We start from the raw sequence: 15536 nt of genomic DNA on the forward strand, positions 1-15536 counted from the left end.
AGCTTGGGGGCAAAACGCCGCATTCGGCGTTTTGAGTTGACGAAATGACCATCAACCGACGTATGTAGCCAATGCTAAGCTCAAATCTAGACGTTTCCGAGATGTTTGTGGAGCGCCAGGCGCAGCGCAGTTCCCTGCACGCGCGCTACTTGAACGAGCAGCTCGTGCGCGTGCTCAAAACCATCGGCTATGACGTCGGCTTTCAAAAAGGGCAAGGCCAATATCTCTTCGATCGTGAGGGGGCGCGTTATCTCGACCTACTCAGCGGATTTGGCGTTTTTGCGATCGGCCGCAACCACCCGGCGCTGCGCCAGGCCTTGAAGAGCGTGCTGGATGCCGATCTGCCCAATCTCGTGCAGCTTGACGTGTCCACGCTCGCCGGCATCCTCGCCGAGCGCCTGCTCGAATATGTGCCATATCTGGACAAGGTATTCTTTTCCAATTCGGGCGCCGAGACGGTAGAAGCCGCCATCAAGTTCGCGCGTGGCGCGACCGGGCGCCCCGGCATCGTGTCCTGCTCGCATTCGTTTCACGGATTGTCCTATGGCGCGCTGTCGCTGATGGACGACACCAATTTCCGTTCCGGCTTCGAGCCGCTATTGCCCGGCTGTACCCAGATTCCCTTCAACGATCTTGCCGCGCTCGAGCAGGCGCTGTCGTCGCGCCAGGTCGCGGCCTTCATCGTCGAGCCGATCCAGGGCAAGGGCGTCAACATGCCCTCGGACGAATTCCTGCCCGGTGCCGCGGCGCTGTGCCGGAAATACGGCACGCTGCTTGTTGCCGACGAGATTCAGACCGGGATCGGCCGCACCGGCAAATTCCTCGCCGTCGAGCACTGGAATGTCGAGCCTGACATGGTGCTCCTCGCGAAGGCGCTGTCCGGCGGTCATGTCCCGGTCGGCGCGCTGCTGACGCGCAAGAGCATCTTCGACAAGATCTTCAACCAGATGGATCGCGCCGTCGTGCACGGCTCGACATTCTCGAAGAACGATCTGGCGATGGCCGCCGGCATCGCGACGCTCGACGTCATCAAGGCCGAGAAGCTGGTCGAGCAGGCCGCCAAGCGCGGCGCCGAGCTCCGCCTCGCGCTGACGCGGATGGTGCCGGGCTATGAGCTGATGAAGGAAGTCCGCGGCAAGGGATTGATGATCGGCATCGAGTTCGGCCCGCCGAAGTCGCTGCGCCTGCGTGCATCCTGGAACGTGCTGGAGACCGCCAACAAGGGCCTGTTCTGCCAGCTCATCACCGTGCCGCTGTTCAAGGACCACAAGATCCTGACCCAGGTCGCCGGCCACGGCCTCCACACCATCAAGCTCCTGCCACCGCTCGTCCTCACCGAGGACGACTGCACCTGGATCGAAAAGGCCTTCGACACCGTCATCGCCGGCAGCCACAAGGTCCCCGGCGCGATCTGGTCGCTCGGCAAGACGCTGGTCGACAACGCGGTGCGCAAGTCGGCGTAGCCGTGTGGACTCGTAGGGCGGATTAGCGAAGCGCAATCGCCGCAGCTCTCACCAACCAACTCGTGTTGGTGGACTACGCCTTCGACTAATCGGCTCTATCAACGACCTGGGAGGAGATGAAATGCGCATCACAGGCGGTTGTCATTGCGGAGCCATCCGTTACGAGGCTGAAGGCGAAGCCCTTACGCACGCCCTCTGCCACTGCTCGGATTGCAGGCGTCACGCCGGCGCGCCGATGGTCGGCTGGACGATGTATCCCGCCAATGCCGTCAAGGTGACGCAAGGCCAGCCCAAGGTCTACGAATCATCCGAGCACGGCCGCCGGCATTTTTGCGCCAACTGCGGCACCGGTCTTTTCTACGTCAACGAGCAGATGCTGCCCGGGATCATCGATGTTCAGAGCGGAACCTATGATGATCCTGACGTCGTTCCGCCAGTGATCCATGTCCAGGTCGCCGAGCGGGTCCAATGGATGGTACGCGCGCACGAGCTGCCCGTATTCGACCGATACCCTCCGCAGCAATAGTCGCCCACAACCGTCCGGCTACGTGGCCGGAGTCCGCATCGCCGTCTCGAACTTCTCGCCGAACTCGGCAAGCTCGTCGGCGGCGAGGTCGCTGACGGCCCAGAAATTCAGGCCGTGATCGCTCCAGTGGCGGATGTTGAAGCCCTGCCGCTGGCTCATCCGGGCGGCGTGGCGCTCGGTGTCTGACGTCTGCGCGACGAACAGGTTGATGACGTGCTGGCGCCTTCGATAGACCACGGCGCCGATCGGGCGGGCGTCGACATAGTCGAGGCGTCCGCCGATCAGGGTAAAGCCCAGGGCGGTGAGGTCGATCACCGGCGGGGCGACGTCGAGCCTGCCGTTGAACCACGGCTTGACCGTGTGCTGGTCGGTGGAAAGCACGTCGGTGAGATGGCCGGCCTGCAGCGAGCGCAGATGCGCCGAGACCAGTTCCGACTGGACGCGCGCCTCGTCGTCGCTGCGCAGGATGACGGCGACGAGACCGGTGGCAGCCATCGCGGAGACCGCCGATCCCAGCGCGAAGCCGCGCAGCACCGCGCGGCGACTTGGGGCAACCTTCGGCTGCGGCAGCGCGGCCTCGATGCGCCGGCGCAGCTCGAGCGGCGCAGTGTAGCTTGCACCTTTTTCCGCGATCATGCGGCTGATCGCGCGATAGTCTTTCGCCAGCTCCGTGCAGCGCGGGCAGCCTGCGACGTGGTCCTCGACCTCGCGCGCATGTCCCGCGTCGAGCTCGCCGTCGATCAGCGCCTGAAGCAGCACCTCGGCTTCCTCGCAGGTCATTTTGCTTGCTCCTGTTCCGCAAGCCACGCCGAGCGCAGCATCGCGCGGGCGCGGGCAAGTCGCGACATCACGGTGCCGACGGGCACGGCCGCAACATCGGCGATCTGGCGGTAAGAAAGGTTCTGGATTTCCCGGAGCACGAAGGTCTCGCGAAACGGTTCGGCGAGCGCCGCGATCAATCGGCGAATTGCCGCGGAATCCTTCTCGCGCAGCATCTGCGCTTCCGGCGTCTCCGGCGCCTCATACCAGAGCGGAGTTGCCTCCGCGCTATCAGCGACATCCTCGATCGCGCCGGTCTTGATGCCCGCGCGCCGCGCATATTCGGCGCGGCAGACATTGCGCAGGATCGCGAACAGCCAAGGCTTCATTGCCGGCCCGCGATAGCTGTCGAAATGCTTGTAGGCGCGCAGGAAACATTCCTGCACCGCATCCTCGGCATCGCTGGCGTCCCGCAGGAGATAGCGTGCCAATGTATAGGCATCGTCGAGATAAGGCAGTGCGGCCTCGCGAAAGCGCCGCGCCTTCTCGGGATTGTCCTCCGACGCGTTCATCGCCTCATGCCCGGTTTGTGCGGCGAATGTCTTGGCCCGTGTCTTGGCCCGGCCGGTGTCGATCCGCCGGCCGGGCAGGGGTGCGCTGGCAGAGATCGTCAACTTACTCGACCCTGATCATGCCTGTCATGTGCGGGTGCAGGGAACAAAAATATTTGTACTCGCCGGCCTCCGTGAAGGTGAATGAAAAGCTGCCGTCGGTGTCCATGGGCTTCGACCTGAATTTTCCCGCGCATACCACCGTGTGCGGAATGTCGTCGCGATTCGTCCAGGTGACGGTCGTGCCGACCTTCACGTCGAGCTGCGCGGGCTGGAAAACGAAATTGTCGATATGCACTTCCATATCGGCGGCGCGCGCAGCGGTGGCGCGGAGCAGCATGGCCGCGGCGACGGCGATGCCGAAGTCACGGCGATTGATCGTGCTCATGAACCTGTTCCTCTTCAGCCCTGCAGCGGCGTGTCGATGATGGCGAGGCGCTCCTGCCCCTGCTTGAAGTTGACGCTGGCGATGCCGAGCACGCTGCGCAGCTTGGCATCCTCGACCTTCATCGGACCCGGCGAGGGCGCAGTGCCCGGGGCCGGCTGCGGGAAGGCGGTCGAGCGCGCGGTGTGGAAAGTGACGTTGCCTTCGACCTTCTGCATCACCTGGTGGATGTGCCCGTTCAGCACGGTCACCGAGCCGAAACCCTTCACATATTCCAGCGCGCGTGCGCCGTCCTCGGTGCCCCAGCCCCAGGTCGGATAGACGGTCCATAGCGGGATGTGGGCGAACAGCACGATCGGGGTCGATTTCGAGCGGCCCTTCAGATCGTCCTCGAGCCATTCGAGCTGCTCGGCGCCGAGATTGCCCAGGCCTCCGGCCTTGAGGTCGACGACGTTGACGAGGCCGACGAAGTGCACGCCGCCGGCGTCGAACGAATACCAGCCGGCGCCCCTGGTGCCGCGGCCGTAGCGCTCCTTGTAGAGCTTGACCTCCTCGTCGATCAGGTCGTGCTCGCCCGGCACGTAATGCACGTCGAGCTTGGCCTGCGAGATGACGCGCTCGGCATTGTCGAATTCGGCGGCCTTCGACAGATGTGTGATGTCGCCGGTGTGGATCATGAAGGAGGGCTTCGCCGGCATGGCGTTGATCTTGCCGATCGCTTCTTCCAGCGTGCCGAGCGCGTTCGGATTGGCGGCCTTGTCGAAGCCGACATGGCTGTCGCTGATCTGCAGGAAGGTCATGCCGGAAGCCTCGGCGGCTTGCGCAGAACCGACCATGCCGAGCGAGCGCGGCACGCCGCCCGCCACTGTCCAGAGCACGCCGGTGCCCGCCCAGGTCATGCACTCCAGCACCCTGCGGCGGCTCACGCCGCGCTCTTCGTCCCTGTGGTCGTGATCGAACTCGCTCATCGCAGTTCTCCATGCGCCCGTGATTGGGTCTGCGGAGATGTGATTGGGCGAGGGGAGGGGTTATTCCCGGCAGCGGCGGTCTATTGGCGCGAGGCGATGACGATTTCGTGAGCAGCAGCGCCGTGCAAGGTGTGTCCCGTCAGCCGGCTGCGACCCAGCCTCGGAACGTAAATCCGGCGTAGAACGTCGGAAAAGCCCGCTTCCGCGAGAAGCGCTTCGTCCTCTTCGGCGGACAGAATGGGCAGCCGCTGCGCCACGGAAGCGGCGGAGGCCGACACCTGCGCGGGATCGGCTCCGGTGCCGTTCGCGAACATGACGGAGCGCGTCAGCCAGCATTCGAGCGCGCCGCCCCGCGGCCGGCTGTGATGCGCCACGACGAGCGCCGCGCCCGGCTTGAGCCGTCGCCGCATCTCGCGCAGCGTGCGCAGGCGCTCCGGCTTCGAAAGGAAATGCAGTGTCAACAGGCAGGTCGCGCCATCGAAGGGCCCGGCAGGTGCGTCTTCGATCAAACCTTGCATCAACCGGACCCTCGCGGCGAGCGGCCCCAGCACGTCACGCGCGAGATCGAGCATCGCCGCCGAGGGATCTATCCCCGTGAAGCCCCAGCGCGGCCTTGCCTCGGCGAACGCTTTCAGCTCCAGACCGCCGCCGGCACCGAGGACGAGGATATCAGCCGCTTCCGGCGCGCGTTCGGCGAGCAGCAGCGACGCCATGCGCTGAAGATCGGCGAAGCCGGGCACCTTGCGCGGCGTATCCTCGGCGTAGCGGGCTACTGCTGCGGGATCGCTGAAGTGGCGCACGATCTCGGAAACCGGCGAGGCAGCGGCGGACGTGTCATTCTTCATGCGCGCTCTCCAGGGTGACGCGTTTCATGGCTCGATCGAAATCCCGGTCTGCGTCATCAGATGACGCGCAAGCGCGTGCTGATGGGGAGGAAAGTCGTGGGCCGGCACGCTGGGCCGCGACGAGAAGCGCGCGTACCAATCGGAGAGCCGGGAGCAATCGGACGGGATCGGCACGTCGTAGAAGCCGTCGACGTAACGAAGCGTCGCCATCGCCACGCAATCGGCAATGGTCACCGCATCGCCGGCCAGGAATTCGGCATCGCCGATCATCCGCTCGGCGAGCCGCAGTTTCTGGAAATAGCTGGGAGCGCAGATCTCGGCGACGTCGCGACTTTCGCGGTCGACGCCGCGATTTAGAAGGCTGCCGTGCCGGGCCCACAGGGCGAAGAACGAAAGCGCGTCGTCAAAGACTGTGACGAGCTCCCGCGTGTGCGCCCGGTCCGCCGGCGTCCTGCCGCGCATGTCTGGGCCCGGACGGGTGTCCTCGAGATATTCGAGGATCGCCAGCGACTGCCCGACCACCGTCCCGTCGTCGTCTACGACGATCGGCAACGAACTGGCGGGCGTGAGACCTTTGAGGAAGGCCGGCGGCCAGTTCGTCTTGTCGGTCGGCGGATCCAAACGGATCAGTTCGATATCCGTGAGGCCCTTTTCGGCGACGTAGATAGTCAACCGCTGCGGGTAGGGGCCGAATGCGAAGTTGTAGAGTTTCATGAGCCCGATCGTCGGTGGCGGCGCAGCGCGCCCGGCTACGCGATATAACGCCTTCTCGCATCTTTCGCAACTTCAATTGTTGCGTGATGCGTTCGGCCGGCCAGCATTCGACGCATGTACGTCGATCAGCTCCGCAAGCCGGTATCGAGGCGATAAAGCAGTGTGTGAAACCGCCCTTTGCTTGGGGCGCGTGTAGGAAATTGCTGGACGAGCTGCCTGATCTCGGGCGATGCACGCCCAATCGCCCACCGAATTTCAGCGTCGCTCGCACCGGGTTCGTCGCCGGCCGAAAGCGCCCTTGCATGCGCGGCGTAGGCGGCTGAGCTCAAGATGTGATTTGTCTGGTGCGATGTCGCGATTGGATGCGTGTAAGCCGTCGCGGCAGCGGTCGAAGCGGCACGAGCGGCTGCAGCTGCGGCAGGCTCTTGCACATCTTTTGCGGCCGACTGTGCGCCCCACGCGAACTTGCGAATATCTGCGGTCCGTACACCGCTGCGCGCGAAAGCTCGTGCGGCGTCGATGGCTTGGCGCGGACGAGCGTCATTTGGAGCGCGCGCCTCGAACACCGGGAGTGCTCGTTCCGCGCAGTCGGCGGCCCAATTCGCAACATGGCATAGCTTCTCGATCGTCAATTCCGGTAAGGTTGGTTTGTCCATTTATTTGAACTTCCTCCACAATGGATATTCGTAACGAACTAACGTGTTGCTCTGGGCTGTTTCAATATAGAGGACCGGCGACGCGGCTTTGGATTAGCCCGGTGCTGCAGTGAGCGGGCTTCATCGTTCCGATCGCGCGAATTCCCGCAGGGCCTGCAACAGCATTGGCGGCGCTTCCTGCGCCACGCAATGGCCGATGCCATCGAAATTCCACGCGCTGACATCGGGAATGAGCGAGACGGCTCGTGACGCCATCTCCTTGTAGATCGGCCAGGACTTTTCGGCTGTGGCCACGCGCACGGGACAAGCGATTTCACTGAGCCAGCCGAAAGGATTGCCGCGCGCATCTCCGGCGTAGACCTGCTCCATGGCCTCGAAGATCGGGCGCAGGATCGCCGACTCGATTTCGGGCGTGCAACGAAGCCGTACCCTTCCGTTCTCCAGGGGCGCAAAGCCATGCCTGATATAGGCCCAGAGCGAAGTCTCGGACCAATCCGCAAATGCCGGCGCGGCGCGATAACGTGTAAATACCGCGTCAAAACTGTCGAACTCGGCCTGGCGGCGCAGGGCGCCTTGCACGGAGGAGGTTGCTCGTTCGCTCAATTCCGTCACGCCGTCGCGCGCGGCGCGCGGATCCATAATGGTCGGCTCCATCACGAACAGGCGTGCGAAGCGTCCCGGCAGCAGCTTTGCGGCAAGCAGCAGGTCGGTTGCGCCTGCGCTGTGGCCGATGCCGTAGATGTCGTGCAGGCCGAGCTCTTCGATGACGCTGCACACGTCCTGCGCATAGTCCTGAAAGTGATAGCAGTTCGTCGCGGGCTTGTGGCTGTCGCCGTGGCCGCGGCGATCGAGCGCATATACCGTGTAGTCGGATGCAAGATCGCGCGCGACGTCATCCCAGACGTTGGCCACGAAGCCAGTGCCGTGCAGCAGAAGCGCGGGCGGCCAGTGCGAGCTGTCTTCGGCCCATTGCACCAGCGCAATGCGCCTATCTGCAGATCCGATCGAGATGCGGCGCTGACTGAGCATACATTCTACACCGCAGAAACAAGCGTGATCCGGCCTGCCTCGCCGCGCTTACGATGCGGCTTCAGCCTGATTTCCACGTCCTGGTCGAAAGCAGTGAGCATCCGCATCAGTTTTTCCACGGATGCGAGCTTGAGGTGACCCCGCAGGAGTTTCGAGAGGTCGGGCTGTTTCATTTCGACCAGCTTGGCGGCCTCGGTCTGAGTCAACTCCCGTTCGGCCATCAGCCGCTTGAGCTGCACGACCAGCGCGGCCTTCAATTGGTGCTCCTCGGCGTTGGGCAAGCCGAGATCAGCGAAAATGTTGCCGGAGCCCTTGGTATGGGCGGGCACTTTTTTCTTGGCGCTCATCGCTAGTCTCCCTTGGTTGCCTTGTGGATAGCCTCCGCATCGCGTAGACGCTGCCGGATCAAATCCATATGTCGTTGCGGTGTGGCGATCCCACTTGTGGATTTCTTTTGGAACGCATGCAGGACGTACAGGACGCCTTCGAACCGGACCGTGTAGACGGCTCGGTAAGTGTCGCCGTCAAAATTGTCTCGAATCTCTAGTACGCCGCCCAGGCCCTTCAAGGGCTTGGCGTTGCGTGGATGCTCGCCCAGTTGCGCTTCGAAAAGCGATTGACCGATCTCGCTTCGGACGGCTGAAGGAAAGGCCCGCAAGTCCTTCTGGCTCGAGCCCACGAAAATGGCAGGCTTAATCTCGCGCAACGCATCATTCACTTTTATATAGTAATATACCTATAGGATTTGGTCAATGGCTGCTGCCAAAGGCGAATTCGGCGCACAGAACGAGATGGGTTACCGCCCGTCCTCCAAAATCATCGCAGCGGCCTTCTCCGCGATCATCGCGGTCGGCGTGTTTGTGTTGCCCGAAGTGATCGTCGGCATCACGGACGCGTCGGCCACGCGCAAGCCCGCAAGCCCAAAGAAGCGCAGGCGTTCGTCGACCACGGCCATCGGGTCGTTGGCCGTGCCCATTTTCGCGGTGCCGACGGGGTGGAAGATCGTGGTGCCGATATCGCCGGCGGCCTTTGCGAGCGATGCATCGTCGTCGCCGACGGAGGGACCGGGCAGGAATTCCTCAGGCCGGTACTGCGCGAGCGCCTTCTGCTTCATCAGACGGCGCGTGGTGCGGATCGCGTCCGCTGCGACCTGGCGGTCCTCGTCGGTCGAAAGATAATTCGGCGCGATCGACGGCTTCTCGTCGGGCTGCGCCGAGCGGATGCGGACGGTGCCGCGCGAGGTCGGCTGCAGGTTGCAGGCGCTCACGGTGATCGCGGGGAAGCGGTGCAGGGGATCACCGAACTTGTCGAGCGACAGCGGCTGCACGTGGAACTGGATGTTGGCGCGCTCGCGGGTGGAATCGGAGCGGGTGAAGATGCCGAGTTGCGACGGCGCCATCGTTAGCGGCCCGCGCCGGCGCAGCGCGTAGTCGAGGCCCATCAGGCCGCGGCGGAACAGCGAATAATAGGTCTCATTCAGCGTGCGCACGCCAGTGACCTTGTAGATCGCTCGCTGCTGCAGATGGTCCTGCAGGTTGCGCCCGACGCCCTGCTTGTCGAGCACGACGTCGATGCCGAGTGGTGTGAGCCACTCGGCGGGCCCGATGCCGGAGCGCTGCAGCACCTGGACCGATCCGATCGCGCCGGCGGTGAGGATCACTTCGCCCTTGGTGCGGGCTTCGATGATTTCATTGTCGCGCATGAAGCGCACGCCGACCGCGCGGCCCTGTTCGACGATCAGGCGATCGACCAGCACGTTCTTTTCCAGCCGCAGGTTCGGCCGGTGCAATGCAGGCTTCAGGAAGCCGCGCGCGGAAGACCAGCGGCGACCGCGCTTCTGGTTGACGTGGAAATAGCTCACGCCTTCGTTGTCGCCGGTGTTGAAATCGGGAATGCGCCTGATGCCCATTTCTTCCGCGGCGTCGCCGACGGCGTCCAGCACTTTCCAGGACAGCCGCGGCGCCTCGATGCGCCAGCCGCCGCCCGTGCCGTGGTCCTCGCTCGGCCCCAGGAAATGATCCTCGATCGCGCGGAACACCGGCCGCACGTCGTCGTAGCCCCAGCCGGTGAGACCGAGCTGGCGCCAGTGATCGTAATCGGCGGCCTGTCCGCGCATCGAGATCATGGCGTTGATCGCCGAGCAGCCGCCGATCACTTTGCCGCGGGGATAGGCGAGCGCGCGGCCGTTGAGGCCGGGCTCCGCCTCGGTCTTGAACATCCAGTCGGAACGCGGATTGCCGATCGCGAAGAGATAGCCGACCGGGATGTGAAACCAGATCCAGTTGTCGTCGCCGCCGGCTTCCAGCACCAGCACGCGCTTTGCCGGATCGGCCGAAAGCCGGTTCGCCATGATGCAGCCGGCGGTGCCGGCGCCCACGACGATATAGTCGAAATCACCCTCGAGCTTTCCAGGCATTCTCTTGCTTTCCACCCGTCCGTGGGCCGCGTTGCCCGAAAATGTTCCAGGCATCTACGCATTCTCTGCTGTCCAAATAGTCAGACGTCGGCAGGCGGGACAAGCCCGGCCATGACGATTAGGCATGACCCGGGCGCTGTGCCTGTTGGGTGGACCGCCGCTTGCATGCTAAACATCACACACGTTTGAATCACAGAACTTGAGAAGTGCCATGCCCATCGTCAACCGCGTCGCCAACCTGCAGCCCGCCATCCAGGCCTGGCGGCGGGATATCCATGAACATCCCGAGCTGATGTACGATACCCACCGCACTGCAGCATTCGTGGCCGAGCGGCTGCGCGAATTCGGCTGCGACGAGGTCGCGACGGGGCTCGGCCGCACCGGCGTGGTCGGCGTCATCAAGGGCAAGAAACCCGCCGGCAATGGCGACATCAGGGTGATCGGGCTGCGCGCCGACATGGATGCGCTGCCGATCGAGGAGGAGACCAATCTGCCCTATGCATCCAGGACGCCAGGTAAGATGCACGCCTGCGGCCATGACGGGCACACCGCGATGCTGTTAGGGGCCGCCCGCTACCTCGCCGAGACCCGCAATTTCGCCGGCAACGCGGTTGTGATCTTCCAGCCGGCCGAGGAGGGCGGCGCGGGCGCTGCCGCGATGATCAAGGACGGGCTGATGGAGCGGTTCGGCATCGAGCAGGTCTATGGCATGCACAATGGCCCCGGCATCCCCGTCGGCTCGTTCGCCATCCGGACCGGCCCGATCATGGCGGCAACGGACGCGATCGACTTCAGGATCGAAGGCCATGGCGGCCATGCCGCGCGGCCGCACAAATGCATCGACAGCGTGCTGGTCGGCTCGCAATTGATCACGGCGCTGCAGTCGATCGTCTCGCGCACCGTCGATCCCTTGGATTCGGCCGTGATCTCGATCTGCGAATTCCACGCCGGCAATGCCCGGAACGTCATCCCGCAGACCGCGGAGCTGCGTGGCACGGTGCGCACGCTGACGCCGGAGGTGCGGGCGCTGGTCGAGAAGCGCATCCATGAGGTGGTCGCCGGCGTTGCGCAGATGACCGGCGCCAGGATCGACCTCACTTACGAGCGCGGCTATCCCGTCACCGTCAACCATCGCTCGCAGACCGAGTTCGCGACCAAGATCGCCAAGGAAATCGCCGGCGAGAACAACGTCCACGAAATGCCGCCGATGATGGGCGCGGAGGATTTCGCCTACATGCTGGAAGCGCGCCCCGGCGCCTTCATCTTCTGCGGCAATGGCGACAGCGCCGGCCTGCATCACCCCGCCTACAATTTCAACGACGAGGCGATCGTCTACGGCACGTCCTACTGGATCAAGCTGGTGGAGAACACGCTCGCGGCGTGACGCCCTTTCGTCGTCCTTCCCCGTCATTGCGAGCGCAGCGAAGCAATCCATGCCTCCGCTTGCGGAGAGATGGATTGCTTCGTCGCTGCGCTCCTCGCAATGACAGAGTGTGTGACGCGGTCTTCGCGACAAAACAAAAGGCCCGCGCATCGCGCGGGCCTTTGTTGTTGATGGCTCTGCCGCTCAGAACACGTTCGCGAACAGCACGTAGAGCGAAGCCGACAGCATGATCGCGGCGGGCAGCGTCAGCACCCAGGCCATCAGGAGGTTGCGGATGGTCGCCATCTGCAGCCCCGAGCCGTTGGCGGCCATGGTGCCGGCGACGCCGGACGACAGCACGTGCGTGGTGGACACCGGCAGGCCGAAGGTGTCCGCGGCTCCGATGGTGGCGGCGGCAACGAGCTCGGCGGAGGCGCCCTGCGCGTAGGTCAGGTGGGTCTTGCCGATCTTCTCGCCGACCGTGATCACGATCCGCTTCCAGCCGATCATCGTGCCGAGGCCGAGCGCGATCGCCACCGCGATCTTCACCCAGGTCGGGATGAACTTGGTCGCGCTGTCGAGCGAGCCCTTGTAGGCGTTCAGCGTCGCGATGTCTTCCTTGCTGAGGTCGCTCTCCTTGTCCTTCATCAGGAAGCGGATCGCTTCCGAAATCAGGTACATGTCGTTGCGGGTGTTGCCGACGGCTTCCGCGGGCACCTTGGTCAGCGAGCCGTACCTCGTCACCTGGTCGCTGACATCCTTCACCAGCACCGCGAGCGAGGGGAAGGTGCCCTCATTGAGGTGGTGCAGCGAGATGTACTGCGTCACGGCCGGACGGGGATCGCCGATGATGCTGTGACCGGCGCCCTTCGCCGCGATCACCTTGGAGGCAGCTTCCGAGTTCTTCTGGAACTGGGCGACCATGGATTCCGGCAGCGTGCGGTTCAGCGCATACGCCGTCGGCACGGTACCGATCAGGATCAGCATGATCAGGCCCATGCCCTTCTGCCCATCGTTGGAGCCGTGCGCGAAGCTGACGCCGGTGCAGGTCAGGATCAGCAGGCCGCGGATCCAGAGCGGCGGCGCCTTGTTGCCTTCGGGCGCGGCATAGAGCGCAGGGTTGCGCACAATCATCTTGAGCACGAGCAAGAGGATTGCGGCGCAGACGAAGCCGACCAGCGGCGACAGCAACAGCGCATAGCCGATCTCGGTGGCCTTGCTCCAGTCGACGCCGGAAGTGCCATCGCGGCCGCGCATCAGCGCGTTGGCAATGCCGACGCCGATGATCGAGCCGATCAGCGTGTGCGAAGACGAGGCTGGCAGGCCGAAATACCAGGTGCCGAGATTCCACAGGATCGCGGCGATCAACAGCGCGAACACCATGGCAAAGCCGGCGCTGGAGCCGACTTGCAGGATCAGCTCGACCGGCAACAGCGAGATGATGCCGAAGGCGACCGCGCCAGACGAGAGCAGCACGCCGAGGAAGTTGAAGAAGCCCGACCACATCACCGCGACTTCGGCCGGCAGCGAATGCGTGTAGATCACGGTCGCGACCGCGTTGGCGGTGTCGTGGAAGCCGTTGACGAATTCAAAGCCGAGCGCAATCAAGAGCGCAACGAACAGCAGGATGTAGGGCAAGAACGTGGTGACGCGGGTGCCGGTGGCATCGACGTCGGAATAGATGCTGTAGGCGACGAACAGCAACCCCGCCGCGAGGATGCCGAAGAAGAGGATCATCGTCAGCGGATTGAAGCCTTTATCGAGATTTGGCCTTGAAGCCGGCTGAATCGGTCTTTCGTCGCGTACTGAAGTATTGAGTGCAAAATCGGTCATTCTGAGGCCCCGTCGAAATACGGAAGGAGGCCCTTAGTCTTGACCATTGACTTGAAGGTTAGATGACAGCCGTAGTTTGCTTGAATGAAACACGTGTCGCAACGGTGCTTGGGTGTTGCATCGATGATCGTCTGTCACGCGCGCTCGCGACACGAATGTTGACCATTCACATGACGAGCCATGCGCGCAGCGAAAGTGTGTGATGGATATGTGATGGAGAGGAGCGGTCGCGCGCTGCCTGACGCCGGGGCTGTGGCGCCGTGGCAGCGCGTCGACCGCATGGGAACGTCATTGGCGTGAACAAGACGCCCCAAACTCCCCCTGTAATAGGGGAGTATTGTCCATCAATGTAAGGTTGTAAATAGATATCAGTCTTATCAACGGCTTGATATTTGCAGTGCTATGCATGGGGCCATGCTTATGCCGCAGCCCGCGCGCGTTTCCTCAACAGTTCCGCGGCGATCTTCAGATCCTCGACAAAGCGTTGATATTCCCGCGCTTTCGCATCCTCATCGGGCAGCCGCAGCAGATAGGAGGGATGCACCGTCACCAGCGCCTTGACGTCGTCGTCAAGATCGATCAGGCGGCCGCGGTTCTTGTTGATCGGCGTGAGCTTGTTGAACACGCATTGCGCAGCGGTCGCGCCCATCGCCACTACCAGGTCCGGTTTGATCGATGCGAGTTCCCGCTCATACCATTGGCGGCAGGCCTTGATCTCCGGCGTATTCGGCTTCTGGTGCAGGCGGATCTTGCCGCGCGGCACAAATTTGAAATGTTTCACCGCATTGGTGACGTAGACCTTTTTGCGGTCGATACCGGCCTCGTCAAGCGCGCGGTTGAGCATCAGGCCGGCGGGACCGACGAACGGTTTTCCGGCGAGATCTTCCTTGTCGCCCGGCTGCTCGCCGACCAGCATCACCTGCGCGCTTTGCGGGCCTTCGCCGAACACGGTCTGGGTCGCATGCTCATAGAGATGGCAGGCGCGGCAATCGGCGGCTTCCTTCCGCAGCGCACTCAGTCGGTCGGCGTGGCGGATCATGGCGGGTTCCGGTGGCGTGGCGATTTCGCTTGTGGGCTTAATCGTCGAAGCCTCCGGCAGGTTCCTCGATTGCTTCGCTGCCAGCCGGGCTGGGTTGAAGATCGTAGCGTAATGACGCTGCCAGATTTCCTCCAGCCGATTGCCTGCAGGCATCCCGGCCTCGCCGATACCAGGGGTGATCGACACCGCATGTCCATCCCAATGCGCGCAGACATCAGGTGTGAGGATCGACCAGGGCATGTCGGCGAAGCGGCTCGCGAAGAATGGCGCCGCCAGTTCCACGACATGATGCTGCGGCTCGAACCAGGCGACGAAATGCGATTTGTGCTCGCGCCCGATCTCGCGGAAGCGGATCGACGTCCGCATCCGCTGTGCCTCGTGATGCACGGCCTTCGCCATCGCATGGATGCGCGCGACATCAGGGTCGTCGGCGACGTCGAGCAGGTCATGGTCGCGGCGCAGGCGCCACAACAGGCGATAGAGCAGGGCAAAGCGCTCGGCATCGCGATGCAGGATCGCGGTTTTCGCCAGCTCGACGAATTTGGCCGGCACGCTGAACGTGCCATGCGGCGGCTCGAGCGGTGCTTCGCGGTCCGGCGCATCGAACGGTTCGACTTCGTTGTTGCGCACCGTCCACGTCACATCGTCAGGCGGCACCTCGTTCAGCACCAGCGTCCGTGCTGCCTTTCGCCAGCCGTCGAAATCAGTCTCGCTGCCCAGGATGATGTGGTGCATGGCACTTACTCTCCCTCCTGTCTCTCCTCTCGTCATGCCCGGGCTTGACCCGGGCATCCACGCCTTCCTCACCAAGGAAAGAACGTGGATGGCCGGGACAAGCCCGGCCATGACGGCTCTCATGAATCCAATTGATTTCATTCATGAATTTATCCCGTTACCAATCTGATTGACTCCTCCCGCGCAGTTGGCTT

At 63.5% G+C, this 15536-nt stretch carries 16 protein-coding genes and 1 pseudogene; 4 read left to right on the forward strand and 13 right to left on the reverse strand.

Annotation, left to right across the window (positions count from 1 at the left end; all coding sequences use genetic code 11):
* Window positions 1-71: 71 nt before the first annotated feature.
* Together hpnO and AC5ZG1_RS01280 are read left to right on the forward strand one after the other, a co-directional pair.
* Entirely contained in the window at window positions 72-1463 is a 1392-nt protein-coding gene (gene hpnO, locus AC5ZG1_RS01275; RefSeq protein WP_028167166.1) for an aminobacteriohopanetriol synthase HpnO, read from the forward strand.
* A 121-nt stretch (window positions 1464-1584) separates the two neighbouring features.
* Window positions 1585-1989, forward strand: a complete 405-nt coding sequence (locus AC5ZG1_RS01280; RefSeq protein ID WP_496131781.1) for a GFA family protein — start codon at window positions 1585-1587, stop codon at window positions 1987-1989.
* 18 nt (window positions 1990-2007) lie between these two features.
* On the opposite strand, the gene AC5ZG1_RS01285 is transcribed toward AC5ZG1_RS01280, so the two are convergent.
* The 11 genes and pseudogenes from AC5ZG1_RS01285 to AC5ZG1_RS01335 form a co-directional block, all read right to left on the reverse strand.
* Window positions 2008-2769, reverse strand: coding sequence for an anti-sigma factor family protein (locus tag AC5ZG1_RS01285; protein WP_456643014.1), 762 nt, complete (start codon window positions 2767-2769; stop codon window positions 2008-2010).
* Window positions 2766-3320, reverse strand: a complete 555-nt coding sequence (locus AC5ZG1_RS01290; RefSeq protein ID WP_496131886.1) for a sigma-70 family RNA polymerase sigma factor — start codon at window positions 3318-3320, stop codon at window positions 2766-2768. The genes AC5ZG1_RS01285 and AC5ZG1_RS01290 overlap by 4 nt, the downstream gene beginning before the upstream one ends.
* Before the next feature lie 103 nt (window positions 3321-3423).
* On the reverse strand, window positions 3424-3747 hold the full coding sequence (locus tag AC5ZG1_RS01295; protein ID WP_028167162.1) for a cupredoxin domain-containing protein: 324 nt from the start codon (window positions 3745-3747) through the stop codon (window positions 3424-3426).
* Between the two features lie 14 nt (window positions 3748-3761).
* Complete coding sequence (locus AC5ZG1_RS01300; RefSeq protein WP_028167161.1) at window positions 3762-4712, reverse strand: metallophosphoesterase family protein; 951 nt, start codon at window positions 4710-4712, stop codon at window positions 3762-3764.
* A 139-nt stretch (window positions 4713-4851) separates the two neighbouring features.
* A pseudogene (locus tag AC5ZG1_RS01305) lies at window positions 4852-5557 on the reverse strand (class I SAM-dependent methyltransferase).
* 24 nt (window positions 5558-5581) lie between these two features.
* Window positions 5582-6271: a glutathione S-transferase family protein gene (locus tag AC5ZG1_RS01310; RefSeq protein WP_496131782.1), complete on the reverse strand. Its 690-nt coding sequence runs from the start codon at window positions 6269-6271 to the stop codon at window positions 5582-5584.
* Between the two features lie 125 nt (window positions 6272-6396).
* A complete protein-coding gene (locus tag AC5ZG1_RS01315; protein WP_496131783.1) occupies window positions 6397-6927 on the reverse strand; it encodes a putative immunity protein in 531 nt (176 codons plus the stop codon).
* A 120-nt stretch (window positions 6928-7047) separates the two neighbouring features.
* The gene (locus AC5ZG1_RS01320; RefSeq protein ID WP_496131784.1) at window positions 7048-7956 is read right to left on the reverse strand and encodes an alpha/beta fold hydrolase; all 909 of its coding nucleotides are present in this window, start codon (window positions 7954-7956) and stop codon (window positions 7048-7050) included.
* A gap of 5 nt (window positions 7957-7961) precedes the next feature.
* Window positions 7962-8303, reverse strand: a complete 342-nt coding sequence (locus tag AC5ZG1_RS01325; RefSeq protein WP_456643009.1) for a helix-turn-helix domain-containing protein — start codon at window positions 8301-8303, stop codon at window positions 7962-7964.
* Window positions 8304-8305: 2 nt separating this feature from the next.
* Entirely contained in the window at window positions 8306-8674 is a 369-nt protein-coding gene (locus AC5ZG1_RS01330) for a type II toxin-antitoxin system RelE/ParE family toxin (protein ID WP_130224289.1), read from the reverse strand.
* Window positions 8675-8752: 78 nt separating this feature from the next.
* Complete coding sequence (locus AC5ZG1_RS01335) at window positions 8753-10372, reverse strand: GMC family oxidoreductase (RefSeq protein ID WP_496131785.1); 1620 nt, start codon at window positions 10370-10372, stop codon at window positions 8753-8755.
* Between the two features lie 211 nt (window positions 10373-10583).
* On the opposite strand from AC5ZG1_RS01335, the gene AC5ZG1_RS01340 reads away from it, so the two are divergent.
* The gene (locus AC5ZG1_RS01340; RefSeq protein ID WP_496131786.1) at window positions 10584-11756 is read left to right on the forward strand and encodes a M20 aminoacylase family protein; all 1173 of its coding nucleotides are present in this window, start codon (window positions 10584-10586) and stop codon (window positions 11754-11756) included.
* A gap of 183 nt (window positions 11757-11939) precedes the next feature.
* Here the strand turns inward: AC5ZG1_RS01340 and AC5ZG1_RS01345 are convergent, their stop codons facing one another.
* Complete coding sequence (locus AC5ZG1_RS01345; RefSeq protein ID WP_496131787.1) at window positions 11940-13568, reverse strand: inorganic phosphate transporter; 1629 nt, start codon at window positions 13566-13568, stop codon at window positions 11940-11942.
* A 418-nt stretch (window positions 13569-13986) separates the two neighbouring features.
* A complete protein-coding gene (locus tag AC5ZG1_RS01350) occupies window positions 13987-15342 on the reverse strand; it encodes a UdgX family uracil-DNA binding protein (protein ID WP_496131788.1) in 1356 nt (451 codons plus the stop codon).
* Here AC5ZG1_RS01350 and AC5ZG1_RS01355 point away from each other — a divergent pair.
* The gene (locus tag AC5ZG1_RS01355; RefSeq protein WP_496131789.1) at window positions 15341-15511 is read left to right on the forward strand and encodes a hypothetical protein; all 171 of its coding nucleotides are present in this window, start codon (window positions 15341-15343) and stop codon (window positions 15509-15511) included. The two genes, AC5ZG1_RS01350 and AC5ZG1_RS01355, sit on opposite strands and share 2 nt — an antisense overlap.
* Window positions 15512-15536: the final 25 nt, after the last annotated feature.

The sequence above is a fragment of the Bradyrhizobium sp. Leo78 genome, from assembly GCF_059512425.1.

Coding starts and splice junctions, on each gene's coding strand:
- hpnO (WP_028167166.1), top strand. CDS start 72: ATGCTAAGCTCAAATCTAGACGTTTCCGAGATGTTTGTGGAGCGCCAG.
- AC5ZG1_RS01280 (WP_496131781.1), top strand. CDS start 1,585: ATGCGCATCACAGGCGGTTGTCATTGCGGAGCCATCCGTTACGAGGCT.
- AC5ZG1_RS01285 (WP_456643014.1), bottom strand. CDS start 2,769: ATGACCTGCGAGGAAGCCGAGGTGCTGCTTCAGGCGCTGATCGACGGC.
- AC5ZG1_RS01290 (WP_496131886.1), bottom strand. CDS start 3,320: ATGAACGCGTCGGAGGACAATCCCGAGAAGGCGCGGCGCTTTCGCGAG.
- AC5ZG1_RS01295 (WP_028167162.1), bottom strand. CDS start 3,747: ATGAGCACGATCAATCGCCGTGACTTCGGCATCGCCGTCGCCGCGGCC.
- AC5ZG1_RS01300 (WP_028167161.1), bottom strand. CDS start 4,712: ATGAGCGAGTTCGATCACGACCACAGGGACGAAGAGCGCGGCGTGAGC.
- AC5ZG1_RS01310 (WP_496131782.1), bottom strand. CDS start 6,271: ATGAAACTCTACAACTTCGCATTCGGCCCCTACCCGCAGCGGTTGACT.
- AC5ZG1_RS01315 (WP_496131783.1), bottom strand. CDS start 6,927: ATGGACAAACCAACCTTACCGGAATTGACGATCGAGAAGCTATGCCAT.
- AC5ZG1_RS01320 (WP_496131784.1), bottom strand. CDS start 7,956: ATGCTCAGTCAGCGCCGCATCTCGATCGGATCTGCAGATAGGCGCATT.
- AC5ZG1_RS01325 (WP_456643009.1), bottom strand. CDS start 8,303: ATGAGCGCCAAGAAAAAAGTGCCCGCCCATACCAAGGGCTCCGGCAAC.
- AC5ZG1_RS01335 (WP_496131785.1), bottom strand. CDS start 10,372: ATGCCTGGAAAGCTCGAGGGTGATTTCGACTATATCGTCGTGGGCGCC.
- AC5ZG1_RS01340 (WP_496131786.1), top strand. CDS start 10,584: ATGCCCATCGTCAACCGCGTCGCCAACCTGCAGCCCGCCATCCAGGCC.
- AC5ZG1_RS01345 (WP_496131787.1), bottom strand. CDS start 13,568: ATGACCGATTTTGCACTCAATACTTCAGTACGCGACGAAAGACCGATT.
- AC5ZG1_RS01355 (WP_496131789.1), top strand. CDS start 15,341: ATGGCACTTACTCTCCCTCCTGTCTCTCCTCTCGTCATGCCCGGGCTT.
- AC5ZG1_RS01350 (WP_496131788.1), bottom strand. CDS start 15,342: ATGCACCACATCATCCTGGGCAGCGAGACTGATTTCGACGGCTGGCGA.